The sequence below is a fragment of the Nocardia sp. NBC_00416 genome, assembly GCF_036032445.1.
Lineage (GTDB): Bacteria > Actinomycetota > Actinomycetes > Mycobacteriales > Mycobacteriaceae > Nocardia.
Window position 1 is genome coordinate 253006 of record NZ_CP107932.1, and the last position, 24774, is coordinate 277779.

General features: G+C 68.0%; 21 protein-coding genes. 16 read left to right on the top strand and 5 right to left on the bottom strand.

Going from position 1 to position 24774, the window contains the following annotated elements; translation table 11 throughout:
- Nucleotides 1–9: 9 nt before the first annotated feature.
- Nucleotides 10–1572, bottom strand: a complete 1563-nt coding sequence (locus tag OG804_RS01255) for an aldehyde dehydrogenase (NADP(+)) (RefSeq protein ID WP_328398188.1) — start codon at nucleotides 1570–1572, stop codon at nucleotides 10–12.
- An 84-nt stretch (nucleotides 1573–1656) separates the two neighbouring features.
- Nucleotides 1657–2583 carry a 5-dehydro-4-deoxyglucarate dehydratase gene (gene kdgD / locus OG804_RS01260; RefSeq protein ID WP_328392967.1) on the bottom strand — a complete coding sequence of 309 codons (927 nt, stop codon included), beginning with the start codon at nucleotides 2581–2583 and terminating at the stop codon, nucleotides 1657–1659.
- Between the two features lie 680 nt (nucleotides 2584–3263).
- On the opposite strand from kdgD, the gene OG804_RS01265 reads away from it, so the two are divergent.
- From OG804_RS01265 to OG804_RS01335, 15 genes are all read left to right on the top strand, one after another.
- Nucleotides 3264–4871, top strand: a complete 1608-nt coding sequence (locus OG804_RS01265) for an SMP-30/gluconolactonase/LRE family protein (protein ID WP_328392970.1) — start codon at nucleotides 3264–3266, stop codon at nucleotides 4869–4871.
- 7 nt (nucleotides 4872–4878) lie between these two features.
- A complete protein-coding gene (locus OG804_RS01270) occupies nucleotides 4879–5724 on the top strand; it encodes an SDR family NAD(P)-dependent oxidoreductase (protein ID WP_328392972.1) in 846 nt (281 codons plus the stop codon).
- Between the two features lie 127 nt (nucleotides 5725–5851).
- Nucleotides 5852–7225: an aromatic ring-hydroxylating oxygenase subunit alpha gene (locus tag OG804_RS01275; protein ID WP_328392974.1), complete on the top strand. Its 1374-nt coding sequence runs from the start codon at nucleotides 5852–5854 to the stop codon at nucleotides 7223–7225.
- A gap of 41 nt (nucleotides 7226–7266) precedes the next feature.
- Nucleotides 7267–9090, top strand: a complete 1824-nt coding sequence (locus tag OG804_RS01280; RefSeq protein WP_328392976.1) for a flavin-containing monooxygenase — start codon at nucleotides 7267–7269, stop codon at nucleotides 9088–9090.
- An 11-nt stretch (nucleotides 9091–9101) separates the two neighbouring features.
- A complete protein-coding gene (locus OG804_RS01285; RefSeq protein WP_328392978.1) occupies nucleotides 9102–10016 on the top strand; it encodes an SDR family NAD(P)-dependent oxidoreductase in 915 nt (304 codons plus the stop codon).
- A 2-nt stretch (nucleotides 10017–10018) separates the two neighbouring features.
- Complete coding sequence (locus OG804_RS01290; RefSeq protein ID WP_328392980.1) at nucleotides 10019–11725, top strand: thiamine pyrophosphate-binding protein; 1707 nt, start codon at nucleotides 10019–10021, stop codon at nucleotides 11723–11725.
- The gene (locus OG804_RS01295) at nucleotides 11725–13161 is read left to right on the top strand and encodes an aldehyde dehydrogenase family protein (RefSeq protein ID WP_328392982.1); all 1437 of its coding nucleotides are present in this window, start codon (nucleotides 11725–11727) and stop codon (nucleotides 13159–13161) included. The genes OG804_RS01290 and OG804_RS01295 overlap by 1 nt, the downstream gene beginning before the upstream one ends.
- A gap of 14 nt (nucleotides 13162–13175) precedes the next feature.
- Nucleotides 13176–13703, top strand: a complete 528-nt coding sequence (locus tag OG804_RS01300) for a nuclear transport factor 2 family protein (protein WP_328392984.1) — start codon at nucleotides 13176–13178, stop codon at nucleotides 13701–13703.
- 10 nt (nucleotides 13704–13713) lie between these two features.
- The gene (locus OG804_RS01305) at nucleotides 13714–14577 is read left to right on the top strand and encodes an SDR family NAD(P)-dependent oxidoreductase (RefSeq protein ID WP_328392986.1); all 864 of its coding nucleotides are present in this window, start codon (nucleotides 13714–13716) and stop codon (nucleotides 14575–14577) included.
- Between the two features lie 28 nt (nucleotides 14578–14605).
- Nucleotides 14606–15157, top strand: a complete 552-nt coding sequence (locus OG804_RS01310) for a nuclear transport factor 2 family protein (protein WP_328392988.1) — start codon at nucleotides 14606–14608, stop codon at nucleotides 15155–15157.
- 20 nt (nucleotides 15158–15177) lie between these two features.
- The gene (locus OG804_RS01315; protein ID WP_328392990.1) at nucleotides 15178–16005 is read left to right on the top strand and encodes a TauD/TfdA dioxygenase family protein; all 828 of its coding nucleotides are present in this window, start codon (nucleotides 15178–15180) and stop codon (nucleotides 16003–16005) included.
- Entirely contained in the window at nucleotides 16002–16742 is a 741-nt protein-coding gene (locus OG804_RS01320; RefSeq protein ID WP_328392992.1) for an SDR family NAD(P)-dependent oxidoreductase, read from the top strand. The genes OG804_RS01315 and OG804_RS01320 overlap by 4 nt, the downstream gene beginning before the upstream one ends.
- On the top strand, nucleotides 16739–17362 hold the full coding sequence (locus tag OG804_RS01325; RefSeq protein WP_328392995.1) for a carboxymuconolactone decarboxylase family protein: 624 nt from the start codon (nucleotides 16739–16741) through the stop codon (nucleotides 17360–17362). Before OG804_RS01320 ends, OG804_RS01325 begins: the two co-directional genes overlap by 4 nt.
- Nucleotides 17363–17438: 76 nt before the next feature.
- On the top strand, nucleotides 17439–17840 hold the full coding sequence (locus OG804_RS01330) for a DUF427 domain-containing protein (RefSeq protein WP_328392997.1): 402 nt from the start codon (nucleotides 17439–17441) through the stop codon (nucleotides 17838–17840).
- Nucleotides 17837–18742, top strand: coding sequence for an acyl-CoA thioesterase (locus OG804_RS01335; protein WP_442941714.1), 906 nt, complete (start codon nucleotides 17837–17839; stop codon nucleotides 18740–18742). The genes OG804_RS01330 and OG804_RS01335 overlap by 4 nt, the downstream gene beginning before the upstream one ends.
- A 1-nt stretch (nucleotide 18743) precedes the next feature.
- Here the strand turns inward: OG804_RS01335 and OG804_RS01340 are convergent, their stop codons facing one another.
- Entirely contained in the window at nucleotides 18744–19547 is an 804-nt protein-coding gene (locus tag OG804_RS01340; protein ID WP_328392999.1) for a FadR/GntR family transcriptional regulator, read from the bottom strand.
- A 125-nt stretch (nucleotides 19548–19672) separates the two neighbouring features.
- Nucleotides 19673–20986, bottom strand: coding sequence for a TerD family protein (locus OG804_RS01345; RefSeq protein ID WP_328393001.1), 1314 nt, complete (start codon nucleotides 20984–20986; stop codon nucleotides 19673–19675).
- 430 nt (nucleotides 20987–21416) lie between these two features.
- On the opposite strand from OG804_RS01345, the gene OG804_RS01350 reads away from it, so the two are divergent.
- Nucleotides 21417–23429, top strand: coding sequence for a hypothetical protein (locus tag OG804_RS01350; protein WP_328393003.1), 2013 nt, complete (start codon nucleotides 21417–21419; stop codon nucleotides 23427–23429).
- 181 nt (nucleotides 23430–23610) lie between these two features.
- On the opposite strand, the gene aztD is transcribed toward OG804_RS01350, so the two are convergent.
- Entirely contained in the window at nucleotides 23611–24762 is a 1152-nt protein-coding gene (aztD, locus tag OG804_RS01355) for a zinc metallochaperone AztD (RefSeq protein WP_328393005.1), read from the bottom strand.
- Nucleotides 24763–24774 lie beyond the last annotated feature (12 nt).

The following is a 24774-nucleotide window of genomic DNA, read 5'->3' on the forward strand; positions in this document are numbered from 1 at the left end:
CCGGCGTCGTCAGCTCGCAGCGATCGCGTCCCGACCGTCGAGCCGGCGCCGGACGCCGAGCGGATTGTCGTCGCGCACCTCGGCCGGCAACAGGGCCGGGGGAACATCCTGGTAGGCGACCGGGCGAAGGAAGCGCTCGATCGCGAGCGTCCCGACGGAGGTGGTCCGTGCGTCGGTGGTCGCCGGGAACGGGCCGCCGTGCACCATCGCGTGCCCGACTTCGACCCCGGTGGGCCAGCCGTCGAACAGGATGCGGCCCGCCCGCTCCTCCAGCAGCGGCAGCAGTTGCGCCGCGAGTGGGTGGTCGGCTTCGTCGGCGTGCACGGTCGCGGTGAGCTGGCCCTGCAGGGCTGTCGTCGCCGCGGTCAGCTCGGCGGTGTCCGCGCAGCGGACGAGCAGCGAGGTCGCGCCGAAGGCCTCGGCTTGCAGTTCGGGATCGGCGAGGAATCGGGAGCCGTCGACCGTCAGCAACCGGGCAGCGCCGGCGGCCGCGCCGTCGGGCCGGGAACCGCGGGCAAGCTCGGCCACGCCGTCCCGGGCGGCGAGTGCATCGCCCATGGCAGCGTAGTGGTCCGCGATATCGTTGGTCAGCATGACGGCTCCGGCATTCGAGGCGACGGCATCGGCTGCCGCCTCGGTGAACGTATCAAGTCCTGGTCCGTCGACCGCGAGCACCAGCCCGGGATTGGTGCAGAACTGTCCGGCGCCCAGCGTCAGCGACCCGGCGAAGGCGGCGCCGAGGGCGGCACCGCGGGCGGCGAGGGCCGCGGGGAGCAGGAGTACCGGATTGACGCTGCTCATCTCCGCGTAGACCGGGATCGGCACGGGCCGGGCGGCCGCGGCCGCCGCGATCGCCAGACCACCGCGACGTGATCCGGTGAAGCCGACGGCGCGTATCCGCGGATCGGTGACCAGCGAGATACCGATCTCGGTGCCGACACCGACGAGCTGGGAGAAGGTTCCCTCGGGCATCCCGGTATCAGCGGCTGCCTCGGCGATCGCCCGGGCCACCAGCTCCGCTGTACCCAGATGCGCCGGATGCGCCTTGACGATGACCGGGCACCCCGCGGCCAGCGCCGACGCCGTATCGCCCCCCGCGGTGGAGAAGGCGAGGGGAAAGTTGCTCGCACCGAACACCACGACCGGACCGAGCGCGATCCGGCGCTGCCGGATATCGGGGCGCGGGGCGTCGCCGGATCGACCCGGATCGATCCGGGCCCCCTGCCAGCTTCCGGCCCGCAACTCGGTGGCGAACAGACGCAGCTGACCGCTGGTGCGACCGACCTCGCCGGTGAGCCGCGGCCGCGGCAGCGCGGTCTCGGCGTGCGCGCGCTCGACCAGGACGTCTCGGCGTTCATCGAGCAGGTCGGCGATGCGTTCGAGGAAGTCGGCGCGCCGCTGCGCGCTGGTCGCCCGCAGCACCGGGAATGCCCGGGCCGCCGCCGCGCAGGCCCGTTCGATGTCCGCGTCGGATGCCGCGCGGTACGCGGGGTCGAGAGCTTCGCCGGTGCGCGGGTCGGCGGACCGCACTATCGCGCCGCTGCCCGGGACGGGCTCGATTCCGATGATCATGGCACCGGTCGGACCGGTGAGGGAGCGAGTGGACACGGGCGTCTCTTTCGGGCTCAGGAGGGGGTGGCGAACGGTCGGCCGTGCTCAGACGGCGAGGACGGCGGACTTCTCGACGATGTCGCGCAACATCGACAGTTCGTCGTCGTCCAGATCGGTCAGCGGCGGGCGCACCGGACCCGCCGGCTGCCCGATGATCTTCATTCCGGCCTTGACCACGCTGACCGCGTACCCCGCCTCCCGGTCGCGGATCGCGGTATAGGGGAGCACCACCTCGTCGAGCAGCCGGCGCACGGTCGCTTTCTCTCCCGCGCGGACCGCGGCGTAGAAAGTGAGGGCGAACTCGGGCAGGAAATTGAAGATCGCCGAGCTGTAGGTCGTCACGCCGAGCTCCAGGTAGGGCAGCGCGAACGTCTCGGCCGTCGGGAGTCCGCCGATGTACACCAGGCGGTCGCCCAGTCGCGAGTGGATCCGGGTGATCGACTCGAGGTCGCCGACGCCGTCCTTGAACCCGATCAGGTTCGGGCAGGAGTCGGCGAGGCCGACCAGCATCTCCGGCGTGTACTTGGCATTGGCCCGGCTGTAGACCACGACGGCCAGCGAGGTGGCTTCGCAGACTGCGCGCACATGGGTCATGAGACCGCCGGCCGAGGCTTCGGTGAGGTACGGGGGAAACAGCAGTATGCCGTCGGCGCCGGCCGCTTCGGCGTCGCGGGCCATCTCGACCGCCTGCGCAGTGCCGTACCCGGCCGGTGCGAGGATCGGGGTGCCCGCGGGTGCGCTGGCGACCGCCGCCCGGACCACACGGCCCACTTCCGGCGGCGTCAAGGAGAAGAACTCCCCGGTGCCGCCGGCGGCGAACAGTCCTGCCACCTCGTACTCGCCCAAGCGAACGATGTTCTCCCGGTAGGCGGGCTCGTCGAATGCCAGATCCTGGGTGAAATGAGTGACCGGGAACGACAAGAGACCGGAACCGAGCTGTTCGGCGAGTTCGGTCGGGGTGAAGGCGGGCATCGGTCTTTCCTCCTGCGAGTAACAGCTCGGTAGTGAACGAGAACACAGTAAGAAACTGTTGTGATTCATGTCCAACACTGTTTGAGCATCTACTAATACTCATTTTGAATCGTTTTCCGCCGAATCGGCTGGCGGTCTCGTCGCCGCTCTAGGGTCCTGTCTCTGGGCGCGCGCCGAGGTGTCTCGCGCGCGGGTCGGAGTCTCGGCGGACGGCTTTCGCTGCATCGGAGGCGAGCGCGGAGGTGAGCGGTCGGGCTGTGCGCTCTGGGCGGCCGAATGGGGAGGGCGCCGATTCGCCGTGGACGCGGTCGGCCGGCGCTTCGGCTGAGCGCGGGTCGCTGGTGCGGTGCGTCGATCGTCCGTGCGGCCGTTGTGTAATGGCCGAGCCGCGCCCGGGGGATGTTCTGTCGGGCCCTCCGCCACCGCGATCGATCCGGCCGAACTGCGTCTTTCCCTAATGGAGAATGATATTCTCATTTTCTTGACGATCGCAGCCTCGGCGAGGCTCGGGCGGACGTCGAAAGTCCTCGTGCCCATGCGGATATCGCATGCTCCTGTCTATCCTTACAAAGATTGCAATACTTATTGCGCTTGCCTGGATGGGGCGTTAGATTCCTTACAAGTCCTCGACATCGAGGCGGATCAGCGCTAGCGGCCGGGTCGGTTGGGAGTCAGTCGGAATGTTGCAGCAAGGGGCCCGCTTTCAGGGCGGCCAGTCGATCGGGCTCGCGGCGGGCTGGAGCCAGCGGCGGGTCACCGCGCCCAGCCGGCTCTTCGGCGCCAACGGGTTGCGGACCGGGCCGGACGGCCGGATCTACATCGCCCAGGTCACCGGCAGCCAGATCAGCGCACTCGATATCGATACCGGCGCGATCGAAACCGTCAGCGCCAAGGGCGGCGACATCATCGCCCCCGACGACTGCGCCTTCCATCCGGACGGCACCCTCTACGCCACCGAGGTGATGGACGGACGGGTCAGTGCTCGGCATGCCGACGGCACCACCCGGCTGCTGCGCGCGGACCTGCCCAGCGCCAACGGCATCACGGTCCACCAGGGGCGATTGTTCGTCAACGAATGCCGGCCCGGCGGGCGGTTGATGGAACTCCCGCTCGACGGCGGTGCGCCTCGCATCGTGCTGGAGAACATCGAACAGCCCAACGCCATGGAGGTCGGGCCGGACGGGTTGCTGTATTACCCGGTGATGGGCCTGAACGAGATCTGGCGTATCCACCCCGACGGTGGTGAACCGGAACGGGTGGCCGGTGATCTCGGCGTGCCCGATTCCGTGAAATTCGATCGAGACGGGTTCATCGTCTCCACGCAGGTGGCCTCGGGCCAAGTGTTGCGGATCAACCCGCGCAACGGCGAGAAAACCGTCCTGGCCCAGCTCAACCCGGGTCTGGACAACTGCACGCTGGTGGACGGCCGTCTGTTCGTCTCCAACTTCACCGGTGAGATCACCGAGATCCTCGCCGGTGGCGAAACCCGCACCACCCTGCCGGGTGGGCTGAACTGGCCGCTGGATCTGACGGTGGGCCCCGACGGCACTCTCTTCGTCGCCGACGGCACGTACTTCTACGCGGTCGGCGCCGACGGGCTGGAAACCCTGGGCATGCTTTTCAACCCGGGTTATCCGGGTTTCGCTCGGGGCGTGACCGCCACCGGGCCGGGCGAATTCGTCGTCGCCACCGCGGGCGGACAGATCGCCCGCTGGCGACCGGCCGCCGGGGAGTGCGAGTTCCTGGCCGGCGCCCAGGCGCCCTTCGATCAGCTCTACGGCGTCGAGGTCGGTCCGGGCGGGGTCATCGTGACCACCGAATTCGGCACCGGCCGGGTGCTGGGAGTGAACAGCGGCGGCAGTGTCGATGTGCTCGCGTCGGGTCTGAACAAACCGCTCGGGGTGACGTTCACCGAAGGCGGCACGCCGCTGGTCGCCGAATCCGGTGCGGGCCGGATCGTCTCGGTCACCCCCGCCGGGGTGGACACCGTCGTCGACGGGCTCGATATCCCGCAGGGCATCCTGGTCCGCGGCTCGCAACTGCTGATCGTCGATTCGGGCGCGAAGGCCCTCGTGTCGGTGGATCTGGAGACCAAGGCCCGGGAGGTACTGGCCTGGAACCTGCCGGTGGGCGCCCCGCCGGGAGTGACACCGAAACCGCTGCTGGGCATGCCGCCGTTCTCGGGTCCGCAGGGGCCGTTCGCGGGGATCACCGCCGCCGCCGACGGAACCCTCTACATCGCCGCCGACGCGGAGGGCAGTGTGCTCGCGTTCCGGAAGGACGGGTGAGATATCCATGACGAACGACTTCTTCGGGCTCGACGGACGCGTGGTGATCGTGTCCGGGGCGGGCGGCGGAGGTATCGGCACCGCCGTGACCAGGCTGGTCGCCCAGGCCGGCGCCACGGTGCTCGGGGTGAGCCGGGGCGCCGAGAATCTCGCGAAGCATGTGGAACCCCTTGCCGGGGAAGGCCTGAAGGTGATCCCCGTTCAGGCCGACGCCGCCACCGACGACGGAGTCGCCACCGTCCTGGACGCGGCCCGGCATGCCGAGGGGGACCTTTACGGGCTGGTGAACATCGCGGGCGGCGCCGCACCTGCTACCTGGATGCCCGCCACCCGGGTGACGCGCGAGGACTGGCGGGCCCTGTTCCACCAGAACCTCGAATCCATGTTCTTCATGAGCCAGGCCGTCGCCGCCGAGATCAAGGAGCAGGGCCGCCCGGGGTCGATCGTCTCGCTGTCGTCCATCAGCGGGATGAACACCGCACCGTTCCATATCGCCTACGGCACCGCGAAAGCAGCGCTGGTCGCGGCCACCCGGACGCTGGCCGTCGAACTGGCCCTCAGCGATATCCGGGTGAACGCGATCGCCCCCGGCGTCACCGAGACGCCGGCCTCGGGCACCTACGTGGACGAGGACCCCGAACGCGACCGGACGGCCATCGCCATGGGCCGTCGCGGCCGTCCCGAGGAGCAGGCCGGCGCGGTGCTGTTCCTGCTCTCGCAGCTGTCGTCCTATATCACCGGGCAGACGCTCCTGGTCGACGGCGGACTGAATCTGAAATGGACCCATCTGGGCGCGGACAACACCTCACTGTTCCTGAAGGACGAGGGATTCCGCGCCGCGATCACCCGCTGACCACCGATATGAACCGCACCGATACCGACTGTCCCCGGACCCGGGGTGGGAGAACGCCATGAGCGAGCGTAGCGAGCGATCAATGGACACAGCCGAGCCCTCGCTCGTGCCGGAGCGAAGCGGAGGTATGAGCGAGACCGTCGACGATATCGCCACGAACACCCAACCGCTGTCCTCGCCGATGACGATCGGCGTGGAGGCCTACCTCAGTCCCGAGTACGTCAAAGACGAACGCGACAAACTCTGGCGCAAGGTGTGGCAACAGGTCGGCCGGGTCGAGGAGATTCCACGTCCGGGTGATTTCCTCACCTACGAGATCCTCGACGATTCGATCATCATCGTGCGCACCGCGGACGACAAGATCCGCGCCTACCACAATGTCTGCGCCCACCGCGGCCGCAAACTGGTCGACACCCCGCCGGGGGAACGGAACGCCAAAGGACGCAAGAAGCAGTTCGTCTGCGGTTTCCACGGCTGGCGCTACGACCTCGAGGGCCGCAACACCTTCGTACCCGAACGCGAGGACTGGCCCTGCGGCCTCACCGAACGCAACGACGGGCTGGTCGACGTACACGTCGACACCTGGGGCGGCTGGATCTGGATCAACCTGGATCCGAATCCGTCGGAGACTTTGGCCGAATACCTGGACCCGGCCGCCTCCCTGCTCGATCCGTTCCAGCTGCAGAACATGCGCTACCGCTGGCGGCGGTGGCTGGTGTTCGACTGCAACTGGAAGGTCGCGCTGGAGGCCTTCATGGAGACCTACCACGTGCCCTACACCCATCCGGAGTTCATGAACTTCGGCATGTTCCTGGGCTGGGCGCGGGCGCAGGGCAAACACAGCAATATCGGCTACGACGCGCCGAAGGGCCAGGAGGAGAGCCAGGGCAAGATCCGGCTCGGCCACGGGCCCGACGCCCGCAAATCCACCATCGAACTGCAGAACTTCACCTGGGAGAACGCCAACACCAACACCACCTGGACCATGGTGGAAGCGGCCCGTCGACTCACCGACGAACTCCCCGAGGGCACCCCGGCGCCGGAGGTCATGCAGCACTGGCTGGCCTCGGCACGCGCCACCGACGAGGCGCGCGGCGTCGTCTGGCCGACCGTCACCCCGGCCGATGTGGCCGCCGCCGGTACCGCGTGGCAGATCTTCCCGAACTTCCAGATCGGGCAGGCGGTGAACAATATGCTCTGCTACAGCGCCCGGCCCTACGGTTACGACCCGGACAAATGCATTTTCGAGGCCGCGGTCTACGAACTGTTCCCCGAAGGCGAAGCGCCGGAGACGGAATGGGTCCACACACCGCAGGACGATCCGGGCTGGCGCACTGTGCTGCCGCAGGACTTCGACAATATGGCGGCGGTCCAGCAGGGGATGAAGACCCTGGGCTTCTCCGGCCCGAAACCGAATCCGTATCGCGAACGCAGTGTCGTCAACCTGCACCACAACCTCGCGAAGTACATGGGCACCGGCGAACCGCGTGACCTCAGCTGACTCCGGCGTCGCCGGCCCGATCCCCCATTGAGGACCCCCGAATGAACAACTGCGCACCCACGCAGACTCCCGAAGTCGACCATGCCGCCCTGCGGGCCAAATATCTGGCCGAACGCGATAAGCGGCTGCGGTCGGAGGGCCAGCAGCAGTACGTCGCCAGCGAGGACGGGTTCGCCGACTTCTTCGAAGGCGACCCCTATACCCCGGCGACCCCGCGCGAACCCCTCACCGAGGAAGTCGACGTGGTGGTCCTCGGCGGCGGCTGGGCCGGACTGACCGCGGGCGCGCGGCTGACCCAGGCCGGCGTCGAGGATTTCCGGATCATCGAACTGGCCGGCGATTTCGGCGGCGCGTGGTATTGGAACCGCTATCCGGGCATCCAATGCGACTCCGACGCCTACTGTTATCTGCCGCTGCTCGAGGAGACGGGGTACATCCCCACGCAGAAGTACGCCTACGGCGACGAATGCTTCGAGCACGCGCAGCGAATCGGAAAGCATTTCGGCCTGTACGAGAAGGCGATCTTCTCGACCATGACGAAATCCTTGGAATGGGATGAGGCGCTGCGGCGCTGGCGCATCGGCACCAACCGGGACGACGAGATCCTGGCCCGGTTCGTCGTCATGGCGCAGGGCCCGTTCAACAAACCGAAACTGCCCGGTATCCCGGGGCTCAGCGATTTCACCGGGCACACCTTCCACACCGCCCGCTGGGACTACGCCTACACCGGCGGCGATATGCACGGCGCGCTGACCGGCCTGGAGGACAAGAAGGTCGCGGTGATCGGCACCGGCGCCAGCGGAATCCAGGTGATTCCGCATATCGCCCGGTCGGCCGAACACCTGTACGTGTTCCAGCGCACCCCGTCCTATATCAACGAGCGCGGGAACGTCCCCACCGATCCGGAATGGGTCGACACGCTCGAACCGGGCTGGCAACTGGCCCGCCGCCGCAACTTCCACACCGCCGCCTTCGAGGCGTTCGCGCCCGGCCAGCCGGACCTCGTGTGCGACGGCTGGACCGAGGTCAGCCGGAATGTGCAGGCATACCTTGACGAGACGAACAGCTGGGCGGAGGTGACCCCGGAGAAATTCGTCGAGATCCGGGAGATCCAGGACTACCGGGCCATGGAACGCGTTCGGCACCGGGTGGACGAGATCGTCGAGGACCCGGCGACCGCGGCCGCGCTCAAGCCGTACTACCGGTTCCTGTGCAAGCGACCCTGTTTCAACGACGAGTACCTGCCCACCTACAACCGCTCGAACGTGACTCTGATCGATGTCTCCGCGACCAAGGGCGTCGAACGCATCACGGCGCACGGGATCGTCGCCGGCGGGGTGGAGCACGAGGTCGACTGCATCATCTTCGCCAGCGGCTTCGAGATCACCACCGATCTGGACCGCCGCTACGGTATCCACCCGTTCACCGGCCGTGCCGGGCTCTCGCTCTACGAGCACTGGGCCGACGGCTACCGCACCCTGCACGGTCTCACCAGCCACGGATTCCCGAACATCTTCTTCACCGGGTTCCTCCAGGGCGGGATCACCGCGAGCACCACCGATATGTTCGATCAACAGGGCACGCACGCCGCCTACATCATCAAAGAGGCGCTCGACCGGGGTGCGACATCGGCCGAGCCCACGCCGGAGGCGGTCGATCAGTGGTGCGCCACGATCCGGGAAACCGCGGTCGACAACAGCAATTTCCAGCGTGAGTGCACGCCGGGTTACTACAACAACGAGGGCGAGCAGAACATCCGCTCCCACCTCGGTGAGCCCTACTGGCCCGGGTTCTACGCCCTCGACGACCTGCTGCGGGAGTGGCGCGGCACGGGCCGCCTCGACGGCCTGGTCCTCGGCGAATGAGAGGAAAGCCGATGTCCGAATTGCGGTTCGACGACCGGGTCGCCGTGATCACCGGCGCCGGTCGCGGGCTGGGGCGGGCGTATGCGCTGCTGCTCGCCGCCCGCGGCGCGAAGGTCGTGGTCAACGATGTCGGCGGCAGTATCCCCGGCGGTGACAGCGATATCGGGGTGGCCGGCAGCGTCGCCGAGGAGATCCGCGCCGCCGGCGGGGAAGCGATCGCCAGCGCCGACTCGGTGGCCACCGCCGCGGGCGGGGCGGCCATCGTCGCCGCCGCGTCGGACACCTACGGCCGGATCGACATCCTGATCCACAACGCCGGCAATGTGCGCTATGCCCCGCTCACCGAGATGAGCTACGAGGATTTCGAATCCGTGCTCGATGTGCATCTGCGGGGCGCCTTCCACGTGGTGCGCGCGGCCTTCCCCGCGATGCGCGACGCGGGATACGGCCGGGTGGTGCTGACTTCCTCGATCGGCGGGCTGTACGGGAACCAGAACGTCGCCAACTACGCCGTCGCCAAGGCCGGGGTGATCGGGCTGTCGAATGTGGTGGCACTCGAGGGCGCCGAACACGGGGTGAAATCCAATGTGATCGTGCCCGCCGCGGTGACGCGGCTGGCCGACGGGCTGGACACCTCGAAATATCCGCCGATGGAACCCGAACTGGTGGCTCCGGCCGTGGGCTGGCTGGCCCACGAGACCTGTTCGGTCACCGGCGAAATGCTGGTCGCGCTGGCCGGACGGGTGGCCCGCGCGTATATCGCGGAGACGCCGGGTGTGTACCGGCCGGATTGGACGATCGAGGCGGTCGGCGAACAGATAGACGACATACGCGATACCAACGATTCATGGCTGCTGCCGGTGGTGCCATCGGCCCACAGCGACCATATCGGCCGAAGCTTCGCAATGGCCATGGGAGGACAGTGAATATGACGGTCAAGGTTTACGAACGGATTCTGGATCTCTTCGAGGCCGAAGGCATCAATACCCTTTTCGGCATCCCGGATCCGAACTTCGTGCACCTGTTCCACCTCGCCGACGAACGCGGCTGGAACGTGGTGTCCCCCCACCATGAGGAATCGGCCGGGTTCATGGCCGAAGCGGTGTCCCGGATGACCGGGAAGGCCGCGGTGTGCATCGGCACCCTCGGCCCGGGTGTCGCGAACCTGGCCGGTGCGATGATGTGCGCGAAAGTGGAGAACTCCCCGGTGATCTTCCTGGGTGGCCAGCGCGCCCGGATCACCGAGCAGCGGGTGCGACGCGGCCGGATCCAGTTCGTGAAGCAGTCCGGCCTGTTCGAGCCGTCGGTGAAGTACGCGGCGAGCATCGAATACGCCGATCAGACCGACGAAGTCATTCGTGAGGGGTTGCGCAAAGCCCTCACCGGCACCCCCGGACCCGTCTATATCGAGTACCCCTCCCATGTGATCCAGGAGGAACTCGACGTCGCCCCGGCGCTGCCGCCGGAACGCTACCGGCTGGTCGGGCAGACCGCGGGACCCGATAAGGTCGCCGCCGCCGCCGAACTCATCCGCGCCGCGAAGCAGCCGGTCCTGCTGGTCGGACACGGGGTGCACACCACCCGTGCCGGCGCCTCGGTGAAGGCGCTCGCCGATCTCATGGCCTGCCCGGTGGTCCAGACCTCCGGCGGCACCTCCTACATCGAGGGCCTCGAGGACCGCACCTTCCCCTACGGCTTCTCGCCGTCCGCGGTCGAGGCGGTCGTGCAATCGGACCTGTGCCTGGCCATCGGCACCGAGCTCGGTGAGCCCGTCCACTACGGCCGCGGCCGGCACTGGCTGGACAACGAGGCGAACCGGAAGTGGATCCTGATCGAACAGGACCCCACCGCGATCGGCGTGAACCGGCCCATCGACGTACCTCTGGTCGGCGATCTCCGCGCCGTCGTCCCGCAACTGGTCGAGGCGCTGCGGGAAACTCCGCGCACGCCGACCCCGGAACTCGCGCGCTGGATCGAACAGGATGCCGCCCGCCTGGCCGAACTCGCCGAATCCGCACCCTCCGGAATGACTCCGGTGCATCCGGCCCGACTGGTGGTCGAGGCCACCAAGGATTTCCCGTCCGACGGAATCCTCGTACGCGACGGCGGGGCCACCACGATCTTCGGCTGGACCTACACCCAGTGCAAACCGCACGATGTGGTCTGGAACCAGAACTTCGGCCATCTGGGCACCGGCCTGCCCTACGCCGTGGGCGCCTCGGTCGCCGACGGCGGGAAGCGGCCCGTACTCCTGATCACCGGCGATTCGTCGTTCCAGTTCCAGATCGCGGAACTGGAAACGGCGGCCCGGCTGAATCTTCCGCTCGTCTCGGTGGTCGCCGTCGACTACGCGTGGGGCCTGGAAGTCGGCGTCTACAAACGCACCTTCGGCCAAGGTTCCCGGGAGACCGCGGTGCATTGGAGCAAGGACACCCGGCTCGACAAGGTCGCCGAGGGGTTCGGCTGCTACGGCGAATACGTCGAAACCGACGCCGAGATCGCCCCCGCCATCAAACGCGCGTTCGCCAGCGGTAAGCCCGGCGTCATCCATGTCGCGGTCGATCCGAAAGCCAATTCCGAGGAAATGCCGAGCTACGACGAGTTCCGCACCTGGTACGCGGAAGGAATGCAGTGATGCGCGAATACCTGAAGTTCTATATCGACGGCCGGTGGGTCGAGCCGGCGGGTGATCAGACGATCGAGGTGGTGAACCCGGCGACCGAAGAGGTCTGTGGGCAGGTCGCGCTCGGTTCGGCCGCCGATGTGGACGCCGCGGTCGGGGCCGCGCGCGCCGCGTTCCCCGCCTGGTCGGCGAGTACCGTGGCCGAGCGGCTGGACCTCTTCGATGCCATCGGCGCGGAGTACCAGAAGCGCACCGGCGATCTGGCGGCGGCGCTCACCGAAGAGATGGGCGCCCCGGCCGGCCTGGCCAACGGGTTCCAGGTCGATCTGGCGGCCGGGCACCTGCAGACCGCGATCGAGGTGCTGCGGAACTACCGGTTCGAAGAACAGCGCGGCGCCACCCTGTTCGTCAAGGAACCCATCGGCGTCTGCGGGCTGATCACGCCCTGGAACTGGCCGATGAACCAGATCGCGGTGAAGGTGTTCCCCGCGCTGGCCGCCGGTTGCACCATGGTGCTCAAACCGTCGGAGCGGTCGCCGTTCACCGGTCAGATCTTCACCGAGGTACTGGCCGCCGCGGGTGTTCCGGCGGGCGTGTTCAACCTGGTGCAGGGCGACGGGCCCAGCGTCGGTGTGCCGTTGTCGGGGCATCCCGAGGTCGATATGGTCTCGTTCACCGGCTCGACCCGGGCCGGTATCGATATCGCTCGCAACGCCGCGATCACGGTGAAACGAGTCACCCAGGAACTCGGCGGCAAAGGGCCCAACATCATCCTCGACGACGAGGATCTCGCGACCAATGTCGGGCAGGGTGTCGCCGATCTGATGGGCAACTCGGGCCAGACCTGTAGCGCGCCCGCCCGGATGCTGGTTCCCACGGCGCGGATGGCCGAGGCCGTATCCGCCGCCCGCGCCGCCACCGACGGCATCACCGTCGGCGACCCCACCGGCGAGGTCGCCCTGGGCCCGGTCGTCGCGGGTTCGCAGTTCGACCGGATCCAGGCACTCATCCATAAGGGCATCGACGAAGGCGCAACCCTCGTGGCAGGCGGCCCCGGTCGGCCCGAGGGGCTGGTGAAGGGCTTCTATGTCAAACCCACGGTATTCGCGGATGTCACCAACGATATGACCATCGCGCGCGAGGAGATCTTCGGCCCGGTCCTGGTGATCATCGGATACGACGATATCGACGACGCCGTCGCCATCGCCAACGACACCGAGTACGGACTCGCCGGATTCGTCGCCGGCCGGGATCTGGACCGGGCCCGGGCCGTCGCCCGTCGCTTGCGGGCCGGGTCCATCGGCATCAACGGCGGATTCGATTTCGCCGCCCCGTTCGGCGGTTACAAGAAGAGCGGTAACGGCCGCGAATGGGGCGCGGCCGGTTTCGAGGAGTACCTCGAGATCAAGGGCATCCTCGGGTACGCCCCCGAAGCGGCTCAGGCCTGAGCGTCGGCCCGAGCATGGACGACGGTGCAGAGATCGCGACCATCCTCGCCCACGCGCGTATCCGGGACTGTGTCGTCCGGCTCGCGCGGGGCGAGGATCGACGCGATCCCACGCTGGTGAAAGACGCGTTCTGGCCTGACGCGACGGTGGATTTCGGCATCTTCGACGGCACGTTCGACCAGTATCTGAACTGGGTGATCCCCGGCTCTCCCGCGGTGGTGGCGACCCAGCATCTGCTGGGCCAGACCTCCATCGACGTGCGGGACGCGGTGGCCCTGGCCGAAACACAGGTCATCGCCTACCACCGGCTCGATACCGGCCCGGAGCATCGGGACGCGATACTCGGCGGCCGCTATCTCGACCGGTTCGAACTCCGCGACGGTCGGTGGCGGATCTCGAAACGCATCATGCTCTACGACTGGACGCACGATCAGGGGGCTTCGGCGGACTGGTCGCAGGGCGTCATGGGCGCCCCGCTGCGCGAGGAGTGGTTCGTCGGCCGGCCGCACGGCGACTACAGCGAAAAATTCTTCGACGAGTAGGCGGTTCCCGATGAGCTCATTGACCGGCCGGGTCGCCGTGGTCACCGGCGCCAGCCGCGGTATCGGCAAGGGGATCGCGCTGGCGCTCGCCGGACAGGGAGCGACGGTCTATATCACCGGCCGGACGGTCACGGCCGGTGACCATCCGCTGCCCGGCACGATCGGCGACACCGCCGCCGAATGCGCGCGCCGGGGTGGCGCCGGGATCGCGGTCCGGGTGGATCACCGCCGTGACGACGAGGTGGCCGGCCTCTTCGCGCGGGTAGCCGAGGAACAGGGCCGGCTCGACATCCTGGTGAACAACGCCTTCGCGCTGCCGGAGGATCTGACCGACCCGCGGCCGTTCTGGGAGAAGCCGCTGTCGAACTGGGAGATGGTGGACGTCGGAGTCCGGTCGAATTTCGTCGCCGCCCGGTATGCCGCACCCCTCATGGTCGCGGCGGGATCAGGGCTGGTGGTCGCTGTCTCCGGGTACACGGGAGTCGCGTACACCTACGGCGTCGTTTTCGGCACCGCCAAATCCGCGGTCGACCGGATGGCCCGCGATATGGCCGTCGAACTCAAGCCGTTCGGCGTCGCATCGGTATCGCTGTGGCAGGGACTCACATTGACCGAACGCGCCGAACGCAATCTCGCCGCGGTGCCGGGACTCTCCGGCCACGCGGCCACCACCCCGGCCCACGGCTGCTCGCCGGAGTACCCGGGCCGGGTGATCGCCGCCCTGGCCGTCGCCCCGGATCTCCTGGCCCGCACCGGTGGCACATTCATCACCGCGGAACTGGGCCGGGACTACCGCATCACCGATATCGACGGCCGCGCGATCCCGTCACTGCGCGATACCCGGGGCGCGCCGATCTGGTCGCCTGTTCCGTGACAACCCCCGCATCGACATCGAGGACGCCATGACCATCGCAGACACCCAGCAGCGGCTCGCGACCCTGCTGGACCGGCAGGACATCATCGACTGCCTGACCCGGTTCAGCCGCGGCATGGACCGGTTCGATCGCGGGCTGTTCCTGTCCGCGTTCCATCCCGACGCCACCGTCGCGGCCGGAGATTTCGTGGGCGGTCCGGCCGAGTTGTACGACTGGGCTGCGGCGATGCACGAACAGGGCCAGTACGCCACGCACCACAATCTGCTCAACCACACCTGCGATATCGAAGGCGATACCGCCCATACCGAAACGTATTACCTGTTCGCCGCCCGCAACCGCGACGATTCGAACTGGCTGGCCGGTGGCCGCTACCTCGATCGCCTGGAGCGGCGGGACGGCCGGTGGCGGATCGCGCTGCGCACCAACGCGATCGAATGGTCGGGCGTCGTGCCGACCATGCCCATCCCGTTCGCCGACGTCCCCGATATCCATGCCAACGGCGCACCGTCGCGTACTCCGGGCGACCCGTCCTACCGTCGCCCCCTGCGCAATGTGCGGCAGTCGAATACGCCCAGCTGAGCGTAGTGAGGAGAACGAGCATGCCGGCCGTCGCCACCACCGAACTGAGTGAGAGGGTGGGCGTCGAGATACTCGGCGTCGACGCCGACCGGTTGGTCGCCGACCCCGACCTGCCACGGCTGTGCCAGGAGCTGCTGGAGAAATACGGCGTGGTCCTGTTCCGGGAGTTGCACGCTCCCGACGCGGTCCAGGTCGAATTCGGTGCGAAACTGGGTGAACTGGCAAGGTTCCCGAAGTTCCCGAACGAACATGTGATGGAGATCAGCTTCGACCCGGCCAATCCGCTGGCGCCGTACTTCCCGAGCAACGATTTCTGGCATATCGACGGCTGCCTGGACCGGATGATCGCCAGGACATCGATCATGAGCGCTCGCGTGATCACCCCCGAAGGCGGGGAAACCGCCTTCGCCAGTACCTATCTCGCCTACGACGAACTCGGCGACCGGGAGAAGGCACGCCTGCGCGATATCCGGATCGTCCACCGGATGGCGCGAATCCAGCAGCTGAGTTACACCGATCCCAGCCCTGAACAGCTGGCCGACTGGGAGCGCTGGGACGACCGGATCCACCCGCTGGTGTGGCAGCACGAATCGGGCCGCCGGTCCATGGTCTTCGGGGCCACCGCCTCGCATATCCACGGCACCGACCCGGCGGACGGCCGGGATCTGCTCGACGATCTGGAACACCGCGCGACCACGCCGGACCGCGTGTACACCCACACCTGGTCGGTGGGCGATCTGGTGCTGTGGGACAACACCGGCCTGGTGCACCGGGCCTGCGAATTCGATCGCTCCCAACCCCGGAAGATGGCGCGCTCCACCGTGCTCGGGTCCGAGCTCATCGCATGACACGCACCGCGATAGTGACCGGTGGCGCATCCGGAATCGGCGCGGCGATCGGCCGCCGGCTGGCGGCCGACGGCGCCGCGGTCGCCGTGTTCGATATCAACGATGCCGCGGCGGGCGCGGCGGCGGCCGCGATCCGCGCCGACGGTGGGACGGCCCTCGGTGTGGGTGTGGACGTCGCCGATCGGTCCGCGGTGGAAGCCGGGGTGGCCGACGTGCGTTCCGCGCTGGGCGGTCCGGCGATCCTGGTGAACTGTGCGGGGGTGACGGTGTCCGGGCCGTTTCTGGAACTCGAGCCCGAAACCTGGAACCGAGTGCTGGCCACCAACCTCACCAGCGCCTTCCACTGCTGTCAGGTCGTGCTTCCGGATATGGTCGCCGCCGGTTGGGGGCGCATCGTCAACATCTCCTCGTCGAGTACGCACAGCGGGGTCCCCGGCATGGCCGCGTACGTGTCCTCGAAATCGGGGATGAACGGTCTCACCAAGGTGCTGGCCCTCGAATTCGGCCGCTACGGCATCACTGTCAACACCGTCCCGCCCGGTTTCATCGAAACCCCCATGATGCGCGAGGCATTGGACAACGGGGTGTTCGATCTCGACCGGCAGGTGGCCGGCACCCCGGTCGGCCGGATCGGGCAACCGGAGGATATCGCCGCCACCTGCGCGTTCCTGGTCGGCGAGGAGGCCGGCTACATCACGGGGCAGACGGTCGGGGTGAACGGAGGACGCAACACATGAACGATCCCGGTACGACGGTGGAAGAGGAGTCGGATATGGAGCGGATACCCCCGCTGAAGCCCGCGGACTGGTCGGCGGAACTGCGCGCGTTCTTCGCCGAGTTCCGCTCCCGGGTGCACGACGGCGGCCCGGCGCCCGCGAATACCCGGTCTGGTACCAATCTGCTCGGAACGCTGGCTCGGTACCCCGCGTTCACCATGGCGTTCCTTCCGTTCAACGGCCACCTGCTCTATGGCACGAAACTGTCGGACCGGCAGCGCGAGCTGCTCATTCTGCGGGTCGCGCATCTGTGGGACAGCGACTACGAATGGGCCCAGCACGCGGTGCTCGGCGGTAACGCGGGCCTGACCGCGGCGGAGATCGCCCGGATCGCCGACGGTCCCGCCGCCCCGGGCTGGACCGCCGCGGAGAGCGCGTTGCTGCGGGCGGCCGACGAGTTGCGCGGTTCCGGTTCCGTCGCCGAGAGCACCTGGCAGGCGCTCACACAGGATTTCGACGAACAGCAATTGATGGACATCGTGTTCACCGTGGGGACCTACGCGATGCTGGCCATGGCCATGCGGTCGTTCGGGGTCCGTCCGGAACCGGACCTCGAGCCGTACCTGCCCGTGCGAGAGTGATACCGGCGGGCCCGGTGCGCGGTGCCGGTCCGTCCGGGAAGATCGCCGAGATCAACAGCCGAGATTCGGAGCAGCAATGAGCGAAGAACCTGTCCGTTCCGGGTATCAGCAGCGTCCCGACTATCGCGTGGACCTGCTCGCCCGGACCAATACGATGACCGCCGTGTTCGACGGCCGGCAGCTGGCGTCCAGCGATGCCTGCCTGCTGGTGGACGAACAGGACCACGGCCTGGTCGTGTACTTCCCGTCCGACGCGGTGGACCTCACCCAGCTCGAATCCGTCGATCTGCACACCATCTGTCCGTACAAGGGCGAGGCGTCCTATTGGACGGCCCGCGGCAGCGACCGGCCCTGGGTCGCCTGGACCTATCCGCTGCCGCACCCGCCGGTCGCCCGCCTGGCCGGGTATGTGGCCTTCGATCAGTCGGTCGTCCAGGTGACGATCGGCGCGGGCCGCTACACGGGGGTCCGGTCGTGAGCGGCCGACACGCCCTGGACCCGCCGCCCGGTGCGCCCGCGTCCTCGATGGCGCGGATGGTCGAGATCTTCGATGTGCGCCCCGATCCGGCGGTGCCGGCACGGTATCTCGGGGACAGCGACGGTGGCAGCCGACGTGTGGTCGACGGCAGCCAGATACTCGGACAGAGCATCGTCGCCGCGGCAAAGGCCCTGCCCGAGCGCACTGTGCGCACCGCGCACGCGCTGTTCCTCTCGGCCGCGGACCCGGATACCCCGCTGGATTTCTCCGTCACCCCGATCCGGACCGGCCGCAATTTCGCCGGCGCCACGGTGACCGTCCGGCAGGAACTGAAGGTGCGCACGAGTTGCACGGTGCTGCTGGACACTCCGCAACCCGACGTGGTCCGCTGGGATGAGCCGGTCGGCCTGCCGGTCTCCGGCCCGCCGGACGCCGTCCCGGCCGATAGTCTGCCGCTGCCGGGCCGGGAGGTCCGCATCGTCGACTGCGTCGATATCAACGACCCCGACGAGGTGGGCCCACCGGTGGTGGACGCGTGGCTGCGCTACGCCGAAGTGCCCGACCGCGACGAACTCCGACGCGCGGTGCTCGCCCATTTCACCGGGCATCTGGGCATCTCCACCGCGCTGCGTCCGCACCCGGGCATCGGCACCGCGCAGGCCCATCACACGTTGTCGACCGCGCCGATGGGCATCGCGGTCACTTTCCACGATCCGGTGAAATGGGACGGCTGGCTGCGCTACCACCACGAGGCCACGTTCGTCGGCTCGGGCACCGCGTACATCCGTGGTCAGATCAGCACCGGCGCCGGCGCGCTGATCGCCTCGTTCACCCAGGACGCCATGATCCGCGCCTTCGACCAGGGTCCGGTGACCGAGATACCCAGCGCGGCGCGGCTGTAGCTCAGCGCCGTCCCGAACCGGACCGGATCGCCTGCTGGGCCAGAGTGGAGGACGCGTTCACGATGCCGTCGTCGAAGCGGTCCAGCAGCAGGGCCTGGGTGGCGGCCAGATGGGCGCATGCCATGTGCTCGGCCGCCGTCGGCTGACCCGAGGCGATATCGTCGACGATCTTCTGATGGGTGCGGACCGCGGCGCGGGCCTGCTCCGGCGACGGGTATTCGCCTCGTCCGGTCAGCGCTTCCGCCCAGGCCTCCTCCTGCGCCGACCACAGCGCGACCAGGCTGCTCACCACATACCGGACCGTCGCGTTCGGGGTGAAGGACACGACCAGATCGTGGAACTCCCGGGCGGTCTGGGTGAAGGCCACCCCGTCATCGATCAATTCCATGGACTTCTCGACATTGGCGGCGAGCACCGGGACGACGGTCTCGAGCCGGTCCGGGCGGCGCGCGCATTCCGCCGCGCACATGGGCTCGAGCATCTGCAGCCCGGTGGCCAGATCCCCCAGCGTGACGCGTCCGCCTTGGAGTGCGAGTCCGAGATGGTAGGCGGCCGAGTTCTCGTCGGGCCGGTGCACCTCCGCGCCGCCGACATTCCCGCGGCGCACGGTGACCAGGCCCTCGGTTTCCAAGATCCGGATGGCCTCGCGGATCGACGGATAGGAGACGCCGAATTCCTGGACCAGTTGCTCCTGGGTCGGCAGCCGGTAGTCGTCGGCGCCGTTCAGAATGCGGGTCCGCAATTCCGCCGCCACGGTCTGCGCCACCCGATGCTGGGTGACCCGTCCCCGCCGCGGGGCCGTCACAACGACCGCTTCCGGCCGCAAAGATGCACCATGGGCGTGAGTTTATCAGTGAACCTGCTAGTTCTTAAAAGATTGCAATAATTGTAAAGATAGGCACTGTGCAGGTAATCCGCGGGCGGGCGGATTCAGGTGCTGTCCGCCTTGAACCGGTTCACCGGACCCTTGTCCATCCGCACTTCCACCCGTCCGTCCGGATGCAGGATCGCGGCGGGCCGGTGTTCGGAGAAGCGCCGGCTGTAGAGCTCGAGCCGTTCGATGAGCACGCCTTCCGGGCGGTTGTAGACGATGCCCGGTACGCAGGTGAAGATCCAGCCGGACTTCTTCGCCTGATCGGCGGGAATCGAGACACTGTCGGCTCCGTTCTCGATCGACAGTGTCACCCGGTACTTGTGGAAGGACCCCGTTCCGTTGTTGATCGCCGAATACGCCACCGGGATCACCGCGACGATCTCGGGCGACAGCCGCACCTCGATGATCTCCTCGGCGCGGCCGTCGCCGCGCTGCACATCGCCGCGGCCGCGGTCGCCGAGATGGCGCACCAGGCCGTTGTATCCGGGATTCGCCGGGATACCGGCGGCCGGGAACGTTGCGACGTGTACGACCTGCCCGTCCGCGAGAACGACCAGCGCGTACGCCTCATAGTCGGTGCCGCTGGCCCACGCCACCCGCAGCCGGACAAGCGGGGCCTTCTCCAGCAGAACGGGCCCGGCCCCCTTGGTCAGGGTGATCGACCCCTTGCTGAAGGTCACGCCGGGCGCCGCCGGGGGAGCGGCAGGATGGGCAGGCGCCGGTGACGGAGTCGGATACGCCGCGGCCGGAACGGGCTGCGGCGCCGGATTCCCGGGTTGCGCGAGCACGTGTGGTCCTGCCGGAGCGGTAGGCGGCGGCCCGGCCGCGGGCGCGACCGGTGGCGGGGAGCTCGCCGCCCCGGGCTCGTCGTCGACTGTGATACCGAAATCGGTCGCCAGCCCGGCCAGGCCGGTCGCGTAGCCCTGTCCCACATTGCGGATCTTCCAGGCGCCCGCCCGCCGGTAGACCTCGGCGAGGACGACGGTGGTCTCCGTGGTGAGCCCGGTGATCGGCAGATCGTAGGCGTCCGCGTCGTCCGCGTCGTCCGCGTTGTTCGCGTTGTCCTCGGAGATCCGCACGCTCAGCGCGATACCGCCGAAGTGTCCCGAATCCACAGAGGCGGCGACGACGAACTTGTCCGTGGTCGCCGCGACCGCCCGCAGATCCAGCTCGATCGCGCCGCCGACCAACCGGACCGAACCGTCCGGCGAGGCCGGCTGGTTGTAGAAGACGAAATCGCTGTCACTGCCGACCTTGCCGTTCGCCAGCAGGCACAGCACGGTCAGATCTGTCTGCGCCGGAAGGGCGGAGATCCGCAGCCGCCCGCCCCGTACGGTGACGTTGCCGCCTTTACTGATCACTTGGGACATCTGCGCTCCGGTGCTCGACTCGGCTGTCCCGACCAGCCTAGGGTCCGTCTTCCGGCTCCGGTCCGGGTTCGCCCGCGTCGGCTCGGAGCGGGCGGACCCCGGACCTGCTTTTGTTGATCGAACAACCTTTTCCGCCATGGAGAGTTCATTTATTGCCGAGGTGGCTCGGAAATGGATAATCCATCGGTACGTCGAAACCGGTGCCGATTGTGGAAAAGAGCGTTTATATCGTGTCAGTTCTATTCAGACGTTGACCGACGTGGGATCGAAAACTCCGTCGTTTCGCGGGCGGCTCCCTGCTGCGGGTGTGTGGTGGCGGCGTGGGAAGTATTGCGCTGCATTACTTTACGTAATTCTTCTTTTTCCGGGAAGTGTCGGAGCCGTGGCGGTGGCCGCGGAGCCGGGTCTCACGGACCCGGGGATCTCTCGTATGGACGGTCTGGCCTGGACCGGAGTGGTTGACTCGGACGGCGTCTCCCTGGCCGACTACCCGTTCCTGATCGATCGGGGTGGATTGTCGAACCCGGGCGCAACCGCGCTGTGGACGTTGCTCGGCCTGGAATTCGTCGGCTATATGGTTATCGTGACGACGGCGATCTGGTTCATCGGATACGCCTTGAGTTTCCGTTGGCTGGATCTGTTCTCGACGGCATTACACGGTGTGGCCGAAGCGCTTTCGCGGCAACTCGACGATCCGGTGATATCCGTCACGGCCGCGACCGTAGGCGCATTTATTGTGGCGTGGTTCATAATTCGCGGCAGCCCGGCCAGAGCCGCACGGCAAATAGTGACCATGCTCGCGGTAGCCGTGGTCGGCGGACTGCTGGTGTTCGGTCCGGTGACAGATCTGCTGTCCGCGGACGGCCTACTGGCCCGGGGGCGCGATGTGGGCGTATCGGTCGCGGCGGGACTGAACGGCGCGGACGCCGACCCGGATCGGCTGGTCGAGACATTCTCGACGACCATGTCCGACGAGTTCGCCCGGCATCCGGTACAGGTGTGGAACTTCGGCCATGTGCTCGACGACCGGTGCGGCGCGGTCTGGTCGGCGAGCGTGACCGCCGGTGAGACCGAGGGCCTGCGGGCGGGCCTGGCGGACTGTGGTGATACCGCGGCCGCCGACCGGGTTGCGCTCCCCACGCTCGGTCAGGTCGCCGCCGGGCTGCTGCTGTTGCTGTGCGCCACCGTCCTGCTGGTTTTCGCCGCCTTCCTGGCCGGTCTCATCATCCGATGCGCGCTGGACGCGATCTATCACGGGTTCCTGGCGATCTTCGGATTCGCCGCGGGGGGTTTCGTGTACGGACCGACGCAGAGCTATTTGGTCCGCAATCTCGTGACCTGTGGTTTCGCGGCGGCCAGGATGAGTGCGTTCACCGTATTCCTCGGGATCTACCTGCTGTTCCTGGGTAACCTCTTCCGGCAGGCGCAGGGGCAGGTGATCACCGTGATCGTGCTCGTGGCGATCGTCGAGGTCGTCGCCGTCACCCAGGTATCCCGGCTCGGACGCGCCATGTCCCGGGGTTCGGACCAGGTGACCGGGCGGATCTCCGCGGCACTGCGCGGTGGCGCGAGCGCGAAGTCCGGCGGCGGCGGACACGGCGGGGCCCACGGTGGTTCGGGTTCCGGCGTCCTCGGCGCCCTCGGCGCACTGAACACACTGGACAACTCGCCGGTCGTCGCCTGGGCGCTGGCCGGGACCGTGCGTCCGCTCGACCCGCTCGCCTGGGGTTTGATGCGGGTGCAGCGCGCCGCCGCTGCCTCGAGCGGCAGTCTGGAGGAGTCGTACCGCTGGGGTGAATTGGGACGCCAGAACTGGCGGATGCTCGCCGTTCGCGAAGCCGAGCGGTTCGGCGGGGTCAACAGCGAGATGGGCGTGGCCCGGACGCTCAAGCTGATGCGTGACAACCGGATTCCGGATTCCCAGCTGGTCCCGGTCTTGCGGGCGATCGGCGCGCCGGACCGGCTCGTCACGGGCGCGCTGGAGGCGTTCGCCGTCCAGGAGGCGACCAGGTCGCATGCGCCGTTCGGGTTCACGCCGCTGCAGAAGACCGTGGCCGCCGCGTATGCGGCGCACAACCGTGCCGACGGGCCCGCCCAGCGTGCGTTCGCGGCGCAGGCCGTGGTCGCCGCGGAGGGTTTCGCCCGGCACAGCAACGGGCCCGCCGGGATGGTGGACGAATCGTTCGTTCGCCGTGTCGAGAACAATTGGGATTCGGGTCCGGCGCTGCGCGCTGCGATCACTCCGCAGGAGTGGAACACCGTGGGTCGTGATACGCGGTGGGCGATCGGAAGCCAGCTGGCCGAGACGCATCTCGCCATCGCCGAGGCCTACTACAACGACCCCACCCAAGTGAATCGCCACCGGCTCCTGAACTCTGCGATGCGGGTCGCGAACCTCGACCACATCGATCCCTCGGCCGGACTGGACCCGTGGGACTCCTGACCCCCGGGTAGCTCGCCGCAACCGGCCGGGCCGCTGCTCCAGCAGATCGCGCAGTGCCGATAGGTCGATGAGCCCGCCGCTGCACCATCGCAGGCGGCACCGATTCCTCGGGCCGCCTGCGATGGCGGGAGCCCGCCCGGCCCCTCATGCCGTGCCGGGCGAGCCCCGTTCCGTGATGTGCTCAGGACTCGACGCCGCTGAGCTCGTTCGGGACCTGGGGCAGGGTCACCGACGCGGTCACCGCGCCGGAGGCCAGATCGATCCGGTGGATCTGCTTGGTCGCCGGATCGCTGACATAGGCGTTCGGGCCGCGGACGAACAGTGCCGGCCGCGGCTGCTGCCAATCGATCGGCTCCTGCCAGGGGTCCAGCACGTCGATCGTCCGGACCACCTTGCCGGCGACCGGATCGACCACGTGCAGGCCGCCGTCGGTGCCGAGGACGAGGGCCTCGCCCGCGGGCCCGCGCGCCAGCGAGCGGAAGGTGTAGCTGGTGCCCACATCGACCAGGCGCAGGGTGCCCGCTTCGGTGTCGATCAGCGAGATCTGTTCGGGGCGCTCCAATTCCGCGTGCTCGTCCTTCTTGTAGTCACCGAGCACAATGGGCGATCCTTCGCTGCCCTCTTGGTTGCCGATTCGGCCGTAGGGGTTCGGACTGGTGACCTTGGTGAGTTTGCCGTCCCGGTAGATCAGGACACCGTTCTGGCAGCCGACAACCAGGGTGTCGCCGGCCGCGGTGGCTTCGCCGTGCACCCCGGGGCACTGTTCGCTGCGGGTGAGCTCCTTGCGGTCGGCGTCGAGGATCGCCAATCCGACCCGCTCTTCCTCGGTGCCCAGGGTCACCGCCAGTTCGCCGCTCTCCAGTTCCACCGCCACACCGTGATGCGGCGCCGCGGCCCGGTATTCGCTGGTCGCCGGGTTTCCCGCGGTGAGGTCGGCGGGATCGAAGGAAGTCACGGTGCCGGTGCCGTCGGAGAACAACACCGTGCGCCCGGCGTGGCGCACCACGTGTCCCGGTTTCGGCGCGGCGAACTCGATATCGGTGAACTGCCCGCCGACGGCGTCGAACACCCGGAACCGATCGGCGGTCGACACGATGATGTGCCGGTCGTCGCCGGCCGGGTTGACCCGGGTGAATCCCGACAGCTCCGTTCCGCCGCCGCGGACCAGAGTGTTGCCGTCGAGTATGTGGATACCGCCGTCATAGGTCACGGCCAGCGGATCGGCGATCGCCGTCTCCCCGGCCGTCTCGGTACCGCAGCCGCTCACCGCGATGACCGCGGTGAGTAGGCCGGACAGGGCCACGGCCCGTTTCGGGCCGGTCCGAATGTGCATGACACTCCCTCA

What these genes read in the sequence shown, in the direction of transcription:
- OG804_RS01295 (WP_328392982.1), top strand. Translation starts at nt 11,725, where the DNA reads ATGCGCGAATACCTGAAGTTCTATATCGACGGCCGGTGGGTCGAGCCG.
- OG804_RS01300 (WP_328392984.1), top strand. Translation starts at nt 13,176, where the DNA reads ATGGACGACGGTGCAGAGATCGCGACCATCCTCGCCCACGCGCGTATC.
- OG804_RS01315 (WP_328392990.1), top strand. Translation starts at nt 15,178, where the DNA reads ATGCCGGCCGTCGCCACCACCGAACTGAGTGAGAGGGTGGGCGTCGAG.
- OG804_RS01325 (WP_328392995.1), top strand. Translation starts at nt 16,739, where the DNA reads ATGAACGATCCCGGTACGACGGTGGAAGAGGAGTCGGATATGGAGCGG.
- OG804_RS01255 (WP_328398188.1), bottom strand. Translation starts at nt 1,572, where the DNA reads ATGATCATCGGAATCGAGCCCGTCCCGGGCAGCGGCGCGATAGTGCGG.
- OG804_RS01305 (WP_328392986.1), top strand. Translation starts at nt 13,714, where the DNA reads ATGAGCTCATTGACCGGCCGGGTCGCCGTGGTCACCGGCGCCAGCCGC.
- OG804_RS01265 (WP_328392970.1), top strand. Translation starts at nt 3,264, where the DNA reads ATGTTGCAGCAAGGGGCCCGCTTTCAGGGCGGCCAGTCGATCGGGCTC.
- OG804_RS01345 (WP_328393001.1), bottom strand. Translation starts at nt 20,986, where the DNA reads ATGTCCCAAGTGATCAGTAAAGGCGGCAACGTCACCGTACGGGGCGGG.
- OG804_RS01330 (WP_328392997.1), top strand. Translation starts at nt 17,439, where the DNA reads ATGAGCGAAGAACCTGTCCGTTCCGGGTATCAGCAGCGTCCCGACTAT.
- OG804_RS01310 (WP_328392988.1), top strand. Translation starts at nt 14,606, where the DNA reads ATGACCATCGCAGACACCCAGCAGCGGCTCGCGACCCTGCTGGACCGG.
- kdgD (WP_328392967.1), bottom strand. Translation starts at nt 2,583, where the DNA reads ATGCCCGCCTTCACCCCGACCGAACTCGCCGAACAGCTCGGTTCCGGT.
- aztD (WP_328393005.1), bottom strand. Translation starts at nt 24,762, where the DNA reads ATGCACATTCGGACCGGCCCGAAACGGGCCGTGGCCCTGTCCGGCCTA.
- OG804_RS01290 (WP_328392980.1), top strand. Translation starts at nt 10,019, where the DNA reads ATGACGGTCAAGGTTTACGAACGGATTCTGGATCTCTTCGAGGCCGAA.
- OG804_RS01280 (WP_328392976.1), top strand. Translation starts at nt 7,267, where the DNA reads ATGAACAACTGCGCACCCACGCAGACTCCCGAAGTCGACCATGCCGCC.
- OG804_RS01270 (WP_328392972.1), top strand. Translation starts at nt 4,879, where the DNA reads ATGACGAACGACTTCTTCGGGCTCGACGGACGCGTGGTGATCGTGTCC.
- OG804_RS01350 (WP_328393003.1), top strand. Translation starts at nt 21,417, where the DNA reads ATGGACGGTCTGGCCTGGACCGGAGTGGTTGACTCGGACGGCGTCTCC.
- OG804_RS01275 (WP_328392974.1), top strand. Translation starts at nt 5,852, where the DNA reads ATGAGCGAGACCGTCGACGATATCGCCACGAACACCCAACCGCTGTCC.
- OG804_RS01285 (WP_328392978.1), top strand. Translation starts at nt 9,102, where the DNA reads ATGTCCGAATTGCGGTTCGACGACCGGGTCGCCGTGATCACCGGCGCC.
- OG804_RS01320 (WP_328392992.1), top strand. Translation starts at nt 16,002, where the DNA reads ATGACACGCACCGCGATAGTGACCGGTGGCGCATCCGGAATCGGCGCG.